This is a genomic window from Arthrobacter sp. NyZ413 (genome assembly GCF_049390645.1).
Taxonomy (GTDB): Bacteria; Actinomycetota; Actinomycetes; order Actinomycetales; family Micrococcaceae; genus Arthrobacter.
The window spans coordinates 631,278-647,356 of the sequence record NZ_CP155434.1 but is presented as its reverse complement, the minus strand read 5'-3'; the positions used below and the strand labels follow the sequence as shown (position 1 = coordinate 647,356).

Genomic DNA, 16,079 nt, shown 5'->3' with positions numbered 1-16,079 from the left:
CCGCTTTCCGTTTCACCCACCCATCCCCAAGAGGAGAAGTATGAATACCCCCAGCAAAGCGCTGGCACTTGCCGTGCTGATCGCCACTGCCGCCACGGGTTGCGCAGCCGGCCAGAGCCAGCCCGGAACTGTGGCCTCCGGCGCTTCAACCGCCGAGCAGGCTCCGGAGATAGTCAAGCCCGGCTTCACCACCAAGGGCGGCAACATCAATGTCCTGATGTCCTCGGACTTCCAGACCCTGGACCCCGGCAACAGCAACTACGTCCAGACGGCCAACGTCGGACAGCTGTACTACCGGAACCTCACCATGGCCAAGGAGACGGCGGGGCAGCCGCCCACCATCGTTCCGGACCTCGCCACCGATACCGGCCAGGTGTCCAAAGATGGACTCACTTGGACTTTCACCCTCCAAAAAGGCGTCAAATTCGAAGACGGCCGCCCCATCACTTCCGCCGATTTGAAGTACGGCATCGAGCGCACCTTCGCCCAGGACGTGTACACCCAAGCCCCGCAAGAGCTCAACGCAGCGCTCGACGCCGGTGGGTACAAAGGGCCGTACAAGGATCCTTCCGCCGACCTCAAGGCAGTCGAAACGCCCGATGAGCGCACCATCGTCTTCCACCTGAAGAAGCCGTTTGCCGAGTTCCCGGCGTTGGCCTCCCGTTCCAACACTTCCCCTGTCCCCAAGGACAAGGACACCAAGCTCGACTACACCAACCACCCGGTGTCCACCGGCCCGTACATGGTGGATTCCTACAGCCGCGGCAAGTCGCTCAAGCTGGTCCGCAATCCGAATTGGGATCCCGCAACGGACCCCAACCGCTCGGCGCTGCCGGACACCTTCACTTTCTCGCTGTCCACATCGCAGGCGACCATCAGCCAGCAGCTCCTGGCCAACTCCGATCCCAACGCCATCACCCTGGACTCCAACGGCGCATTGCAGACCTCGGACGCCGCGAAGCTCGCGGACGCACAGGTCAAGGACCGCGTGGCGTCCGGGCTGCTGGGCTGCAACGACGTCCTGAGCCTTAACACCCAGAAGATCACCGACCCCGATGTCCGCAAGGCCATCGCCTTGGCGTTGGACCGCCAGTCGATCCTCGTGCAGTACGGCGGACGCCGCTTCGGTGAACTCACCCAGACGCCGCTCAACTCCAAAATGCGCGGTTATGTAGCCACGGACCTGGAAATCGACCCCACCGGCAAGCCGAAGCTCGATGAAGCCAAGAAGCTCCTTGAGGGCAAGACGTACCCCAAGACCCTCACCTACGGTTACGCCAACAACCGGGACGCCTACAAGAACACCGGAACCGTGATCCAGCAGAACCTCAAGGCCCTCGGCATCGATGTCCAGCTTGTCCCGATTCCGGCACCGAACTACTACTCCGTCCTCGCGAGCGACCAATTGCCTGACATCGCCCGTTCCGGTTGGTGCGGCGGCGCGGACCCGGCGTCCGTGCGTACTTCCGCGGATCCCATCCTCGGTCCGAACAACGACGGCACGAGCTACGGCTTCTCCAACACGTCGCGCTACTTCGATCCCCAGGTCTCCAAGGCAATGTTCGATCTCCGGAACACCACCGGCACCTCCGAGGAACTGGGCAAGCAGTGGTCCGAGGAGTTCGGCAAGGCCCTGAAGACCTACCCGATCATCCCGCTCATCCGCACCCACACCAACAGCGTGGTGGGCTCGAACATCCGCAACGCCCAGGTCGGATACTTCTTCGGCGGTATCGACCTCTCGATCGTCGGCGTCCAGCACTAACCAGGCCAGTCCAGAAGGGAGGCGGGCCGTCCGGTCACCACCGGACGGCCCGCAACCAGCACCATGATCAGATTCATTCTTCGCCGGACAGGCTCCCTGATCCTGCTTCTCGTCGCCGTCAGTTTCATCACCTTCACGCTGTTCCAGCTGGGCCCGGCAGATCCCGCGTCCGCGGCATGCGGCCAGGAGTGCACTCCCGAACGCATCGCGGAAGCCCGGGTTGCGCTCGGCATGGACCACCCGTTCTTCATCCAATACTTCGACTACATGCGCGGCTTGGTTTCGCCCCGCATGATCGGGGCACCCGGCGCCGAGTCGCTGTGCCAGTGGCCGTGCCTGGGCAAATCGTTCCAGACCAACGAAAACGTCTCGGACATCATTGCCCGTTCCTTGCCGTACACGTTGTCCATGGCCGTCGGTGCCCTTGTGCTGTGGACCATCACCGGCGTCGGGCTCGGACTGCTTGCCGCCCTCCGCAAGGGTTCGGCCACGGACAAGTTCATTGTTGCCGCTGCTTCCGTGGGCGTCTCCTTGCCCATTCCCGTCACCGGCCTGTTCCTCCTCCTGATGTTCGTCAACCAACTGCACCTGCTGCCGTTCACCACCAATGAGATCAACAGTCCATTCGGCGCCCAAGGCCCGTGGGCCTGGGTGCTCAACTACTTCCTGCCGTGGGTCGCCCTCGCAGTGCTCTTCAGCGCCGCCTATATCCGGGTCACCCGGACCAACATGATCGAGACCTTCAGCGAAGACTTCATCCGGACCGCGCGTGCCAAGGGCCTGGCGCCCAGGACGGTGACGTTCAAGCACGGCGTCCGGGCCGGCATCACTCCGGTGGTGACCATGCTCGGCATGGACATCGGCCTCCTCCTGGGCGGCGCTGTCCTCACCGAACAGATCTTTTCCGTCCCGGGGCTCGGCTTTACCGCCGTTCGGGCGGCTATCTCCGGAGACCTCCCCGTCACCATGGCCATCACGATGCTGGCCGCCTTCTTCGTCATCGTCGCGAACGTCGTCGTCGACCTCGCCTACGCAGCCATCGATCCCCGAGTGAGGCTCCAATGACCCAACTCCAGCCCGGCGCCGCAAGCGCCGCCACCCGGCGAACCGAGTCCGGCGCCTTCCTCGATGTCCGCAACCTGTCCGTGAAGTTCCCCACCGACGACGGCCTCGTCTCGGCTGTCAACGGCATGGATTTCAGCTTGGAACGGGGACAAACCCTTGGCATCGTCGGTGAATCCGGCTCCGGCAAATCCGTAACAAGCCAGGCACTGATGGGCTTGCTTAAGGGCACGTCCGCGCAGGTCACCGGGCAAGCCCTGTTCCAGGGGAAGGACCTCGTGACCCTGCCGGAATCCGGCATGCGCCAGCTGCGCGGCCGGAACATCGGCATGATCTTCCAGGATCCGCTCTCGGCGCTCCACCCCTTCTACACGGTCGGCCACCAAATCGCCGAGGCGTACCTTGTCCACAACAACGCGAGCAAGAAGCAGGCCCGCGCGGCCGCCGTCGACATGCTTGGCCGGGTGGGCATTCCCAGCCCCGAACAGCGTTTCGACGAATACCCGCACCACTTCTCCGGCGGGATGCGCCAGCGCGCCATGATCGCCATGGCGCTGATTTGCGAGCCGGAGCTGCTCATCGCGGACGAGCCCACCACGGCCTTGGACGTCACCGTGCAGGCGCAGATCCTGGACCTCATGGCCGAGCTCCAACAAGAAACAAATTCGGCGCTGATCCTCATCACCCACGACCTCGGCGTGGTGGCGGAGGTCTGCGACTCGGTCCTGGTCATGTACGGCGGGCAGTGCGTCGAATCGGGGCCGGTCGACGAGATCTTCTACGATACCCGGCACCCGTACACCCTGGGCCTGCTCAAGTCGATGCCCACCCTTAGCGGCTCCTCCGGCAAGCTCAATCCGATTCCCGGCCAGCCGCCGTCGCTCCTTGACCTGCCGAAAGGCTGCATTTTCAGCGCGCGGTGCGAATACGCAGCCCTCGCCGGCGACGGCGTATGCGCGAGCACGCGGCCTGAACTCGTGGTCGAGGACGGCCACGGCAAGCGCTGCCATCTGGGCGGCCCCCAAATCCTCACCATCCGGAATACGCGTTAGGACCGCCATGGATACGCAGGCAATTCTCCAAGTGGAGAACCTCCAGAAGCATTTCCCCATCAAGGGCGGCCTCTTCCCGCCGCAGGGGTCCAAGACCGTCAAAGCCGTCGACGGCGTCTCGTTCAGTCTCGGCCGCGGCCAGACTTTGGGGCTCGTGGGCGAGTCCGGGTGCGGTAAGTCGACCACCGGCCGCATGATCGCGCGGCTCATGGACCCGACGGGCGGACGGATCATGATCGACGGGGTCGACATCAGCAAACTCGGTGGCGGCGACCTGTACAACTTCCGGCGGAAAGTCCAGATGATCTTCCAGGATCCTTTCGCATCGCTCAATCCGCGGCAAACCGTGGGCACGGCGATTGCGGCGCCGATGATCGCCCAGAAGATCACGCCGACCGGAGGCTTGAAGAACCGCGTCAAGGAACTTCTCGAGCAGGTCGGCCTGAAACCCGAGCACTACAACCGCTTTCCCCACGAGTTCTCGGGAGGCCAGCGCCAGCGTGTGGGCATTGCCCGCGCCATCTCGCTCAACCCGTCCGTCATTGTGTGCGACGAGCCCGTCTCCGCCCTCGATGTGTCCGTGCAAGCCCAGGTGGTCAACCTCCTCCAGGAAATCCAGCGCGATACCGGCGTGTCCTACATCTTCATTGCCCACGACCTCTCCGTGGTCCGCCACATCTCGCACGAGGTCGCTGTCATGTACCTCGGCAAGATCGTGGAAAAAGGCTCCAGGGACGAGCTTTTCCGCGAGCCCCGGCACCCGTACACGAAGGCGCTGTTGTCAGCCGTGCCGCAGCCGGACCCCAAGGCGGCCCGCCAGCAGCAGAAGATCCGCCTCCGTGGCGACCTCCCCTCGCCGGCCAATCCGCCCAGCGGTTGCGTCTTCCGTACCCGCTGTCCCCTGTTCGGCACTTTGGACGCCGGGCAGCGGGAGCTATGCATCAACCACATTCCCGCGCCAGCCAGCGCGGCTGCTCCTGCCTGCCACCATTCAGGTCTGGCAGCGGCGGCCCTCGCTGGTGTGCAATAGATCCACAACCAAAGGAGCAACATAGTGAACACCCTGATCCGCGCAGTCCGCCCATGGGGACAAGCGTTGAGCGATGTCTTCATCACGGACGGCAAGATCTCCGGCGTCGAACCCCATGATGCTGCAGGCTCCGTGGCGGACGCCAAAGCCGACGCGTCGACCACCGTCGTAGAAGGCCGCGGCCGCCTCCTGGTGCCGTCCTTCTCGGACGTCCATGTGCACCTGGATTCGACGAGGATCGGCCTGCCGTTCCGCGAACACACCGGCGGTCCGGGCGTCTGGACCATGATGATGAACGACCGCAAGAACTGGCGCAACGCCGAGGTTCCGTTGCAGGAGCGCGTCAACAACACGCTCGGGCGGATGATCGCCCGCGGCACCACACGCGTCCGCTCCTATGCGCAGATCGACGTCGACTGCCGCCTTGAGCGCTTCGACGCCGTCGTCGCCGCGAAGGAGCACTTCAAGGACCAGGCCGACGTCGACATCATCGCCTTCCCGCAAGCGGGCCTCCTCCTTGAGGAAGGCACCGTGCCGCTCATGGAAGACGCCCTCAAGGCCGGCGCCAACGTCATGGGCGGCATCGACCCTTGCAGCCTGGACCGCGACCCCGCGAAGCACCTCGATATCGTCTTCGGTCTGGCCGAAAAGTACCAGGTCCCCATCGATATCCACCTCCACGAGCCCGGTGAGCTTGGCGTCTTCAGCACGGACCTCGTCCTTGAGCGCACGCGCGCCCTCGGCATGCAAGGCAAGGTGACCATGTCCCATGCCTACCACCTGGGCAGCGTGAACGAGGCCACCACCCGGCGCCTCATCGACGAGTTCGCGGAGCTGGACATCTCCATGGCGTCCGTCGCCCCGGCCACCTCCGGCCAATTGCCTATTCCGCTGCTCGCCGAGGCCGGCGTCCGCATGGGCTTGGGCGAGGACGGCCAGCGCGACTACTGGTCCCCGTACGGCAACACTGACATGCTCGACCGCACCTGGCAGCTCGCCTTCACGCACGGCTTCCGCCGGGACGAGCTCATTGAGCACTGCCTCGCCATCGCCACGGTAGGCGGTGCGAGCATCCTCGATGCGTCCGCCACCCGCCTGAAGGGCACCGCGCACCGCCCAGGGCTCGACGCCGGCGACCCCGCCGAACTCCTGCTCGTCGACGGCGAAACAATCGCTTCCGCCGTTATGGACCGTGGCAAGGACCGCACCGTGATCCACCGCGGCAAGGTCGTGGCCGAGCAACTCGAACTCGTCTAAGGTCCCACGAACGCACAGTGGCCGGTTCCTCCGCGGAGGAACCGGCCACCTTTGTGTGGGGTGCTTGAGGGACTAATGCCCGACGGCGACTGGCTCGCTGACCTTCCCGGCTTCGGCAGGTGCCACTGACACCGCCCGTCCCCGCACCGCGAAGAAGCCCGCCGCGGCAAGCAGGACCGCCTCGGCGGCCAAGGCCACGAACGGAACATTCCAGCCGCCGGACCACTCATGCAGGAAGCCGGTTCCGAGCGGTCCCAGGGATGCCAAAGCAAAGCCCAGTCCTTGGCTCATGGCAGACAGGCTTCCCGCGCTCGTCGGCTCGGCCGAGCGGATCACGACCAACGCCATACCGAGGCCGAAGCCCGCGCTCTGGACCATCCCCAGCAACCCCACCATCAGGAACTGCTGGTCTGCGGGAGCTACGAGCACGCCGATCAAACCTGCTGCCACAAGAAGGCCCAGCCCAGGTGCCATGAGTTTCAAGACCGCCGGACGGCCCGCGAGGACGGGTGCGAGCAAGCTGGCCGGCAATCCCGCGATGCTGAACCACGCCAGGAGCGCCGCTGCATCGGACGGTGCATGGCCTTTCGAGACCAGGAAAACGGCCAGCCAGGACGTGACCGCGAAATACAGCATGGCTTGAAAGCCGAAGAAGGCGGTCACGGCCCACGCCGTCCGCTGCTTCCGGAGCGGAACCGGACGCTCCGCGCCCGGGCCGGGTGTCGGCGTCGTACGCTGCGCCGGACTGGTCGAAGCGTGGCTTTGGGTCGAACCGTCGCTTTGGGGGGTGGAATCTTGGCTTCGGGTCGAACCAGTGCGGCGGATCAGGGCGGCCCCCAGCACGGCGGGGACGGCCCACGCCGCCAGTGCCAACGGGAGGCTTCCACCAAGTGCCTGCTGCAGCGGCTGGACAAGTCCCGCCCCGAGGGCGGCGCCCAAGCCGAATCCCATGGTGCAAATCCCCGTCCACCACCCTGTTCCTCGATTCGCTTTGACGATCTGCGGCACCAGGACGCTGGCTGTCATGATCGAAGCGCCAGCGAGGAACGTCCCCGGCAACAAGAACCCAGGCACGAGCACCCTGAGAACCAGGGCAACCGTCAGCATGAGCAGCGCAACCGCAACCGCCCGGCCCGTGCCTAAACGGCGCGCCAGCCAAGGTCCCACCGGGGCCGAGACGCCGAATGCCAGGACCGGAAGGGCCCCGAGCAGCGGCAACACATGCGGGTCCAGCCCAAAGCCTGCCGGCAACTGCCCCATGGTGCCGGCGATTGTGGTGATGGCCGGGCGAAGGTTGATGGAGACGAGGGCCAGCGCTACGAGAACACCGGCTGCCTTGGCCGTGCTGCGATCTCCCACGGAATCCTCCTCAAACTCATTTGGTATACCAAATAAGATTAGAGGGGTGCGGAGGTTAAGTAAACCGGCATAGTCATAGCATCAAAGTGTGACAAGGGGCCAAGATCCCTAAGTTTGGGATACCAGGGAGTTAGATAGCTTTACCCGGGTTCAAGATTCCTGCCGGGTCGAAGAGCGCCTTGATGCGGTGCTGCAGGGCGCGCAGCGGCTCCGGTTGCTCGAGGCCGAGCCACCGCAACTTGTACTGCCCTACGCCGTGCTCCCCGGTGATGGTTCCACCCATCTCCAGGGCCGCGGCGATGGAGTCGTCCAAGGCAGCGTTGAGGCGCTGCACCGCATCATCGTCCGCTTCCATTTCCGCGGGTTCCACCCAGAAAGTGGGGTGCAGGTTGCCGTCGCCGGCATGGGCCACCACTTTGAGCTGGACCTTATGGTGCTCGGCCATTCCTTCCAAGGCGGCGACATAATCCACCAACCGTGACCTCGGGACGGCGACGTCCTCGCCTACCCGGTATTCATTGTCCGTTTCGTCTCCCCGGCTCGAGCGCCGCATGTCGACCAATCGCTCGGCCTCGGCATTCGCTTCGGCCATGACCGTGGCACCGCCGGCGGCCAAGACCTCCCGTACGAGCGCGGCCTCCGCTGTGGCCCCGAATCCGTCCGTCTGGATCAGCAGCAGGGCCTGGCCACGCTCGCTCAAGTCCGAACCGTACAGCTCGTCGAGCTGGCGCAGCGTGCCGCCGTCGAGCATTTCCATGATGGCCGGTTGCACGCGGGCCTTGCCCACCGCGAGGACGCCAGCCGCGGCGCCGCGGAAATCCGGATAGAACGCGGCAACGGTCTGCACATCCCGCGGCAGGTAGCGGAGCCGGACCGTGACTCCGACAACGATCCCGAGGGTTCCCTCGGACCCCACGAACAGGGCCGTCAGGTCGTAGCCGGCCACGCCTTTGAAGGTCTGGTGTCCGGTGTGGATGAGCGAACCGTCAGCCAGCACCACGTCGAGGGCGAGCACCGAGTCCCTGGTCACGCCGTACTTGGCGCAGCGCAGGCCGCCGGCGTTGGTTGCCACGTTGCCGCCGATCGTCGAAATCCGGTAGCTCGCGGGATCCGGGGCGTACATGAGTCCGTGTTCCGCCGCGGCCGAGTTCAGGTCTGCGTTGACCACACCGGGCTCGACGACGGCGGTCTCGTCATCGACGTTGAACTGCAGGATGCGGTTCATACGTTCCACGCTGAGGACAATGCATCCTTGGCTGGCGTGCGCGCCGCCGGAAATACCGGTTCCCGCGCCCCGGGCGACAACAGGAACGCCGTGGCGGGCGCAGCTGAGCACCACGTGCTGGACGTCTTCAACAGATTCCGCGAACACGACGGCGATCGGCAGATGGAGGTCCAGGACCGGTCCGCGATCGGCGGCGTAGTCAGCGCGCGTGTGCTCGTCGACGGACACCTGGCCCTCCGTTAGCCCCGCGGCAAGGTGTTCGAGGAACGTCGCTGTACCTGGAGGGATCCGGCGCGCCATCACAATTTCCCTTTTCGATTTGTCCTGGGGGTATGGCTGGCTGGCACCAGTGGCCTCGAATCCGTGCCGGGCATAGAAAGCCTTCGCGCGGGCGTTGTCCTCATGTACACCCAACTCGATGACTCCAACCCCGAGCTCCTCGCCTGCCACCAGGCACGCTTCGTCCAGTAGCTCAGCGGCGAGGCCAAGTCCGCGATGCTCGGGCGCCACGTAAACGCTGACGAGCATTGCGTGACGGGCCTCTGGGGAATCCTCCGGGTTCTTGACCACCACGCGCATCAAACCGCTGATCTTGCTGCCGTCTGTCCCGTCGTCGGACACCAGGGTAATGCTCGAATCACCGGACATCGTGATGGCACGCTCTTGCCATTGCGCGTCGGTCTGGCGACGGGCGGCCACGAGGCTCTCGACGTAGGCCATCGGGGTATCCGCCAGCATCTCCAGCCGCACTTCGCGAAGCAACCGCCAGTCCGATGCCCCAAGGCGACGGATTCTATTCACTTCCACCACCCATGAACCGCACGTAACGCTCCAGGACGCCAGGCCAGCCGGCCGCGTAGTCCGCTCGCGTTTGTCCCGGGTCCTCGGCGCCCTCCCAGCCGTCGTGGACCAGGCGCACCTCAGTGCCGCCGTCGACACCGCGGAAAGCCACGCGGACTTCAGTGGACCACATCGCCGTACTGCCCGGATACCAGCTAGCGTGGAACGATATCGGAGGCTGCCAGTCGTCGATGGTTCCCCACACCGAGGTTCGGCCGTCCTCAGCAGTCTCCAGGATCAGGTTCTCTTCGAACTCAACGTGCGAGCCTTCCCCGTACACGCTGTGATCCGCCATCGGCCACCACAAGTGAGTGTGGTCGGTGAAGCCCATAAAAGCATGCGCCACAGGCGCACGTACGACGACGGTGCACACCACGGGCTCAAGGTCAAAGGAACGATTTGGCTGGGGTTCGGAGTCCGGCGCGGGGTGACTGAAAAGGCTCTCCATGTGCATCAACTCTACCGTCCGGCTACACCGGGCCTCCCCGGGGCCGCCGGCTCATGTCCCGGGCCGCTTTTTCGGGGCGCTCGCCCGGGGTCCGGGGTGCGGGGTGCTGGGTGTGTGGTGGTTACGTGGGAGACCCCCACACCGGGGTGTGGGGGTCTCGACCATTTGGAGTGTTGTCCGGCGGTGTCCTACTCTCCCACACCCTCCCGGGTGCAGTACCATCGGCGCTGTGGGTCTTAGCTTCCGGGTTCGGAATGGGACCGGGCGTTTCCCCCACGCTATGACCGCCGTAACCTTTGTACCCGTCCCGCCCCCGCTCTTGTGGGGGGTGGGTGGGAAGTTCATGGGTTACAACATGTGGTGTTGTTATTCAGTTATTCAGTTATTCGGTTATGTTGTGTTGGTGTTCCCGGGTTGTTGTTCGGGAACCACATAGTGGACGCAAGCAGTGTAAACCCACACCCCGCGTGTCCGGGGGTGGTGTGTGGTGTAAGTCGTTGGCCTATTAGTACCGGTCAGCTTCAACAGTCGTTGGTCCTGTCTTCCACATCCGGCCTATCAACCCAGTGGTCTGGCTGGGGGCCTTCCCCACTCGTGGTGGGTGGAAATCTCATCTTGAAGCGAGCTTCCCGCTTAGATGCTTTCAGCGGTTATCCCATCCGAACGTAGCTAATCAGCGGTGCACTTGGCAGTACAACTGACACACCAGAGGTTCGTCCGTCCCGGTCCTCTCGTACTAAGGACAGCCCTTCTCAAATTTCCTGCGCGCGCAGCGGATAGGGACCGAACTGTCTCACGACGTTCTAAACCCAGCTCGCGTACCGCTTTAATGGGCGAACAGCCCAACCCTTGGGACCTACTCCAGCCCCAGGATGCGACGAGCCGACATCGAGGTGCCAAACCATGCCGTCGATATGGACTCTTGGGCAAGATCAGCCTGTTATCCCCGAGGTACCTTTTATCCGTTGAGCGACGGCCATTCCACAATGTACCGCCGGATCACTAGTCCCGACTTTCGTCCCTGCTTGAGATGTCTCTCTCACAGTCAAGCTCCCTTGTGCACTTACACTCGACACCTGATTGCCAACCAGGCTGAGGGAACCTTTGGGCGCCTCCGTTACTTTTTAGGAGGCAACCGCCCCAGTTAAACTACCCATCAGGCACTGTCCCTGACCCGGATCACGGGCCGAAGTTAGATGTCCAAAGTGACCAGAGTGGTATTTCAACGATGACTCCACCGCCACTGGCGTGACAGCTTCAACGTCTCCCACCTATCCTACACAAGCCACTCCGAACACCAATACCAAACTATAGTAAAGGTCTCGGGGTCTTTCCGTCCTGCTGCGCGTAACGAGCATCTTTACTCGTACTGCAATTTCGCCGAGTTTATGGTTGAGACAGCGGGGAAGTCGTTACTCCATTCGTGCAGGTCGGAACTTACCCGACAAGGAATTTCGCTACCTTAGGATGGTTATAGTTACCACCGCCGTTTACTGGGGCTTAAATTCTCAGCTTCGCCTTGCGGCTAACCGGTCCTCTTAACCTTCCAGCACCGGGCAGGAGTCAGTCCGTATACATCGTCTTGCGACTTCGCACGGACCTGTGTTTTTAGTAAACAGTCGCTTCCCCCTGGTCTCTGCGGCCCCTACCCCCTCCCCGCGGCACGCGCGGTTCAAGGTCAGGGCCCCCCTTCTCCCGAAGTTACGGGGGCATTTTGCCGAGTTCCTTAACCATAATTCTCTCGATCGCCTTGGTATTCTCTACCTGATCACCTGTGTCGGTTTGGGGTACGGGCGGCTAAAACCTCGCGTCGATGCTTTTCTCGGCAGCATAGGATCACCGGATCCCCCCTCGCGGGAGTCCCATCAGATCTCAGGCACGTCATCCAAGACACAGCGACGGATTTGCCTATCGCTGACCCTACATCCTTAGACCGGGGCAACCATCGCCCGGCCCGGCTACCTTCCTGCGTCACACCTGTTAATACGCTTGCCTCCCGGGATCAGGTCCCGCGCTCGGCCAAAACCCACACACCACAAGGGTGCTAGGGCAGGCTCCGGGCGGTTAGTATCCCCCGCTTGGCATGGGCGGTTCTTCGCCGGTACGGGAATATCAACCCGTTGTCCATCGACTACGCCTGTCGGCCTCGCCTTAGGTCCCGACTTACCCAGGGCAGATTAGCTTGACCCTGGAACCCTTGATCATCCGGCGGACGGGTTTCTCACCCGTCTTTCGCTACTCATGCCTGCATTCTCACTCGTGTAGGCTCCACCGCTGGTTCACACCGCGACTTCACCGCCCACACGACGCTCCCCTACCCATCCACACTCCTGAACCACGAAGGCTTGGAAACCATGTGAATGCCACAACTTCGGCGGTGTACTTGAGCCCCGCTACATTGTCGGCGCGGAATCACTTGACCAGTGAGCTATTACGCACTCTTTCAAGGATGGCTGCTTCTAAGCCAACCTCCTGGTTGTCTAAGCAACTCCACATCCTTTCCCACTTAGCACACGCTTAGGGGCCTTAGTTGGTGGTCTGGGCTGTTTCCCTCTCGACTATGAAGCTTATCCCCCACAGTCTCACTGCTACGCTCTCACTTACCGGCATTCGGAGTTTGGCTGACGTCAGTAACCTTGTAGGGCCCATCGGCCATCCAGTAGCTCTACCTCCGGCAAGAAACACGCAACGCTGCACCTAAATGCATTTCGGGGAGAACCAGCTATCACGGAGTTTGATTGGCCTTTCACCCCTACCCACAGCTCATCCCCTCCATTTTCAACTGAAGTGGGTTCGGTCCTCCACGACGTCTTACCGTCGCTTCAACCTGGCCATGGGTAGATCACTCCGCTTCGGGTCTAGATCACGCCACTACACTCGCCCTGTTCAGACTCGCTTTCGCTACGGCTACCCCACACGGGTTAACCTCGCGACGTAACACTAACTCGCAGGCTCATTCTTCAAAAGGCACGCCATCACCCCAACAAGGAGGCTCTGACGGATTGTAAGCACACGGTTTCAGGTACTATTTCACTCCCCTCCCGGGGTACTTTTCACCTTTCCCTCACGGTACTGGTCCGCTATCGGTCATCAGGAAGTATTTAGGCTTATCAGGTGGTCCTGACAGATTCACACGGGATTTCTCGGGCCCCGTGCTACTCGGGATACTCCACAAGCGGCACACAACATTACGGTTACGGGGCTCACACCCTCTCCGGCCGGCCTTTCAAGACCGTTCACCTATGCCTGCACACACACCTCGCCGGTCCGGCAGAACCAACACGCAAAGTCCCACAACCCCGCCCATGCAACGCCCGCCGGCTATCACACATGAAACGGTTTAGCCTGATCCGCGTTCGCTCGCCACTACTAACGGAATCACTCTTGTTTTCTCTTCCTGCGGGTACTGAGATGTTTCACTTCCCCGCGTTCCCCCCACGCACCCTATGTGTTCAGATGCGGGTCACCAGATCACCCGAAAGCCTCTGGCGGGGTTTCCCCATTCGGACATCCTGGGATCACCGTTCGGTTATCAACTCCCCCAGGCTTATCGCAGATTCCTACGTCCTTCTTCGGCTCCTGATGCCAAGGCATCCACCGTGCGCCCTTAAAAACTTGACCACACAGATCAAAAAACTATTTCGAGAGAACCCGGAAAAAACCAGGTTCAACATCAAAAACAAAATTGCTTTACAAGATGCTCGCGTCCACTATGTAGTTCTCAAACAACAACCCCGTACCCCACACCCACCCCACACACAACGCGCAGGACAAGCACAAGACCAGGAAACCAGAAACAACACCCACCACCCCCCACACCCGCCCCGCACACACACGCGCGCAGAACAGACACAAGGAAACCAGCAGGGCCTGTTGCCTCAGGACCCAACAGTGCACCAAACACCACCACACAACCCACACCCCGGACACGTTCCCCACACCCCCGCCCACCATCACAAACGGACAGAAGGAAGAAGGCGTCGTACTAGCACCAGGGCACAGACCACACAGCCATGCCACCAAAAATGATTCGTTGATATTCCACCCATGAGCACCCGCCGCAGAACATCCGCCTGCGCAACGGGCTTGCTACCTGGCACCCGCCCCGCCAACCCCCACAGGGCCAACAGGACAACAATGCACAGCGCTCCTTAGAAAGGAGGTGATCCAGCCGCACCTTCCGGTACGGCTACCTTGTTACGACTTAGTCCCAATCGCCGGTCCCACCTTCGACGGCTCCCCCCACAAGGGTTAGGCCACCGGCTTCGGGTGTTACCAACTTTCGTGACTTGACGGGCGGTGTGTACAAGGCCCGGGAACGTATTCACCGCAGCGTTGCTGATCTGCGATTACTAGCGACTCCGACTTCATGGGGTCGAGTTGCAGACCCCAATCCGAACTGAGACCGGCTTTTTGGGATTAGCTCCACCTCACAGTATCGCAACCCTTTGTACCGGCCATTGTAGCATGCGTGAAGCCCAAGACATAAGGGGCATGATGATTTGACGTCGTCCCCACCTTCCTCCGAGTTGACCCCGGCAGTCTCCTATGAGTCCCCGGCCGAACCGCTGGCAACATAGAACGAGGGTTGCGCTCGTTGCGGGACTTAACCCAACATCTCACGACACGAGCTGACGACAACCATGCACCACCTGTGAACCAGCCTCAAGAGGGGAGCACATCTCTGCGCTTTACTAGTCCATGTCAAGCCTTGGTAAGGTTCTTCGCGTTGCATCGAATTAATCCGCATGCTCCGCCGCTTGTGCGGGCCCCCGTCAATTCCTTTGAGTTTTAGCCTTGCGGCCGTACTCCCCAGGCGGGGCACTTAATGCGTTAGCTACGGCGCGGAAAACGTGGAATGTCCCCCACACCTAGTGCCCAACGTTTACGGCATGGACTACCAGGGTATCTAATCCTGTTCGCTCCCCATGCTTTCGCTCCTCAGCGTCAGTTAATGCCCAGAGACCTGCCTTCGCCATCGGTGTTCCTCCTGATATCTGCGCATTTCACCGCTACACCAGGAATTCCAGTCTCCCCTACATCACTCTAGTCTGCCCGTACCCACTGCAGAACCGGAGTTGAGCCCCGGTCTTTCACAGCAGACGCGACAAACCGCCTACGAGCTCTTTACGCCCAATAATTCCGGATAACGCTTGCGCCCTACGTATTACCGCGGCTGCTGGCACGTAGTTAGCCGGCGCTTCTTCTGCAGGTACCGTCACTTACGCTTCTTCCCTACTGAAAGAGGTTTACAACCCGAAGGCCGTCATCCCTCACGCGGCGTCGCTGCATCAGGCTTGCGCCCATTGTGCAATATTCCCCACTGCTGCCTCCCGTAGGAGTCTGGGCCGTGTCTCAGTCCCAGTGTGGCCGGTCACCCTCTCAGGCCGGCTACCCGTCGTCGCCTTGGTAGGCCATTACCCCACCAACAAGCTGATAGGCCGCGAGTCCATCCAAAACCACAAAAGCTTTCCACCACCACCGCATGCGCGGAGCAGTCATATCCGGTATTAGACCCAGTTTCCCAGGCTTATCCCAGAGTCAAGGGCAGGTTACTCACGTGTTACTCACCCGTTCGCCACTAATCCACGGTGCAAGCACCGCTTCATCGTTCGACTTGCATGTGTTAAGCACGCCGCCAGCGTTCATCCTGAGCCAGGATCAAACTCTCCGTCAAAAAACAAAAACAGACACAACCATCCCCACCGGAAACAACGGCGAAAACAGCTGCACAAAATCTGAAACCAGCTGAACCAGACCCCACCCACAGGGGCGGACAAGGCCCGGCAAAACAACCAATTCAAAAAACAATCGGTATCAACAAACTTGGCACACTATTGAGTTCTCAAACAACAGACACACCCGACACCACCCAACCACACAGGCCAAGATCGCTCCGGAGCAACTTTTCTATCTTAGCGGCTGCATTCCTCCGGGTCAAATCGGCGTTTCCGACTCAAGCTTCGCGAGGATCAATCTTCACTAGGATTTGAGTCTTGCCGTTCTCCACTGGGGAGCAGCGCGGGTACTAACTATACCAC

8 protein-coding genes, 3 rRNA genes and 1 pseudogene are annotated in these 16,079 nt (G+C 61.8%); 5 read left to right on the top strand and 7 right to left on the bottom strand.

All coding sequences use genetic code 11. The features are described from left to right. Positions 1-40 precede the first annotated feature (40 nt). The 5 genes from ABCW42_RS03110 (at position 41) to ABCW42_RS03090 (ending at position 6,166) form a co-directional block, all read left to right on the top strand. The gene (locus ABCW42_RS03110) at positions 41-1,765 is read left to right on the top strand and encodes an ABC transporter substrate-binding protein (protein ID WP_423183471.1); all 1,725 of its coding nucleotides are present in this window, start codon (positions 41-43) and stop codon (positions 1,763-1,765) included. A 63-nt stretch (positions 1,766-1,828) separates the two neighbouring features. Next, on the top strand, positions 1,829-2,830 hold the full coding sequence (locus ABCW42_RS03105; RefSeq protein ID WP_423183470.1) for an ABC transporter permease: 1,002 nt from the start codon (positions 1,829-1,831) through the stop codon (positions 2,828-2,830). After that, the gene (locus tag ABCW42_RS03100; protein ID WP_423183469.1) at positions 2,827-3,879 is read left to right on the top strand and encodes an ABC transporter ATP-binding protein; all 1,053 of its coding nucleotides are present in this window, start codon (positions 2,827-2,829) and stop codon (positions 3,877-3,879) included. Before ABCW42_RS03105 ends, ABCW42_RS03100 begins: the two co-directional genes overlap by 4 nt. 7 nt (positions 3,880-3,886) lie before the next feature. Next, a complete protein-coding gene (locus ABCW42_RS03095) occupies positions 3,887-4,909 on the top strand; it encodes an ABC transporter ATP-binding protein (RefSeq protein WP_423183468.1) in 1,023 nt (340 codons plus the stop codon). A 24-nt stretch (positions 4,910-4,933) separates the two neighbouring features. Then, entirely contained in the window at positions 4,934-6,166 is a 1,233-nt protein-coding gene (locus ABCW42_RS03090) for an amidohydrolase family protein (RefSeq protein WP_423183467.1), read from the top strand. A gap of 72 nt (positions 6,167-6,238) precedes the next feature. On the opposite strand, the gene ABCW42_RS03085 is transcribed toward ABCW42_RS03090, so the two are convergent. The 7 genes and pseudogenes from ABCW42_RS03085 to ABCW42_RS03055 all read right to left on the bottom strand — a co-directional run bounded on the left by ABCW42_RS03085 (position 6,239) and on the right by ABCW42_RS03055 (position 15,715). Next, positions 6,239-7,525 carry an MFS transporter gene (locus ABCW42_RS03085; RefSeq protein WP_423183466.1) on the bottom strand — a complete coding sequence of 429 codons (1,287 nt, stop codon included), beginning with the start codon at positions 7,523-7,525 and terminating at the stop codon, positions 6,239-6,241. Positions 7,526-7,655: 130 nt separating this feature from the next. Then, the gene (locus ABCW42_RS03080; protein ID WP_423184794.1) at positions 7,656-9,050 is read right to left on the bottom strand and encodes an FAD-binding oxidoreductase; all 1,395 of its coding nucleotides are present in this window, start codon (positions 9,048-9,050) and stop codon (positions 7,656-7,658) included. 96 nt (positions 9,051-9,146) lie between these two features. Then, positions 9,147-9,398 (bottom strand): annotated as a pseudogene (locus tag ABCW42_RS03075) (GNAT family N-acetyltransferase); the annotation flags it as partial. Positions 9,399-9,543: 145 nt separating this feature from the next. Beyond that, positions 9,544-10,038 (bottom strand): SRPBCC domain-containing protein, encoded by a 495-nt coding sequence (locus ABCW42_RS03070; RefSeq protein WP_423183465.1) that lies wholly within the window; start codon positions 10,036-10,038, stop codon positions 9,544-9,546. Positions 10,039-10,213: 175 nt separating this feature from the next. Further along, positions 10,214-10,330, bottom strand: a 5S ribosomal RNA gene (gene rrf, locus ABCW42_RS03065). 192 nt (positions 10,331-10,522) lie between these two features. Further along, a 23S ribosomal RNA gene (locus tag ABCW42_RS03060) occupies positions 10,523-13,659 on the bottom strand. A 534-nt stretch (positions 13,660-14,193) separates the two neighbouring features. Beyond that, positions 14,194-15,715, bottom strand: a 16S ribosomal RNA gene (locus tag ABCW42_RS03055). Together the 16S, 23S and 5S rRNA genes form the textbook arrangement of a ribosomal RNA operon. Positions 15,716-16,079 lie beyond the last annotated feature (364 nt).

What these genes read in the sequence shown, in the direction of transcription:
- ABCW42_RS03110 (WP_423183471.1), top strand. Translation starts at nt 41, where the DNA reads ATGAATACCCCCAGCAAAGCGCTGGCACTTGCCGTGCTGATCGCCACT.
- ABCW42_RS03070 (WP_423183465.1), bottom strand. Translation starts at nt 10,038, where the DNA reads ATGGAGAGCCTTTTCAGTCACCCCGCGCCGGACTCCGAACCCCAGCCA.
- ABCW42_RS03105 (WP_423183470.1), top strand. Translation starts at nt 1,829, where the DNA reads ATGATCAGATTCATTCTTCGCCGGACAGGCTCCCTGATCCTGCTTCTC.
- ABCW42_RS03095 (WP_423183468.1), top strand. Translation starts at nt 3,887, where the DNA reads ATGGATACGCAGGCAATTCTCCAAGTGGAGAACCTCCAGAAGCATTTC.
- ABCW42_RS03100 (WP_423183469.1), top strand. Translation starts at nt 2,827, where the DNA reads ATGACCCAACTCCAGCCCGGCGCCGCAAGCGCCGCCACCCGGCGAACC.
- ABCW42_RS03080 (WP_423184794.1), bottom strand. Translation starts at nt 9,050, where the DNA reads ATGGCGCGCCGGATCCCTCCAGGTACAGCGACGTTCCTCGAACACCTT.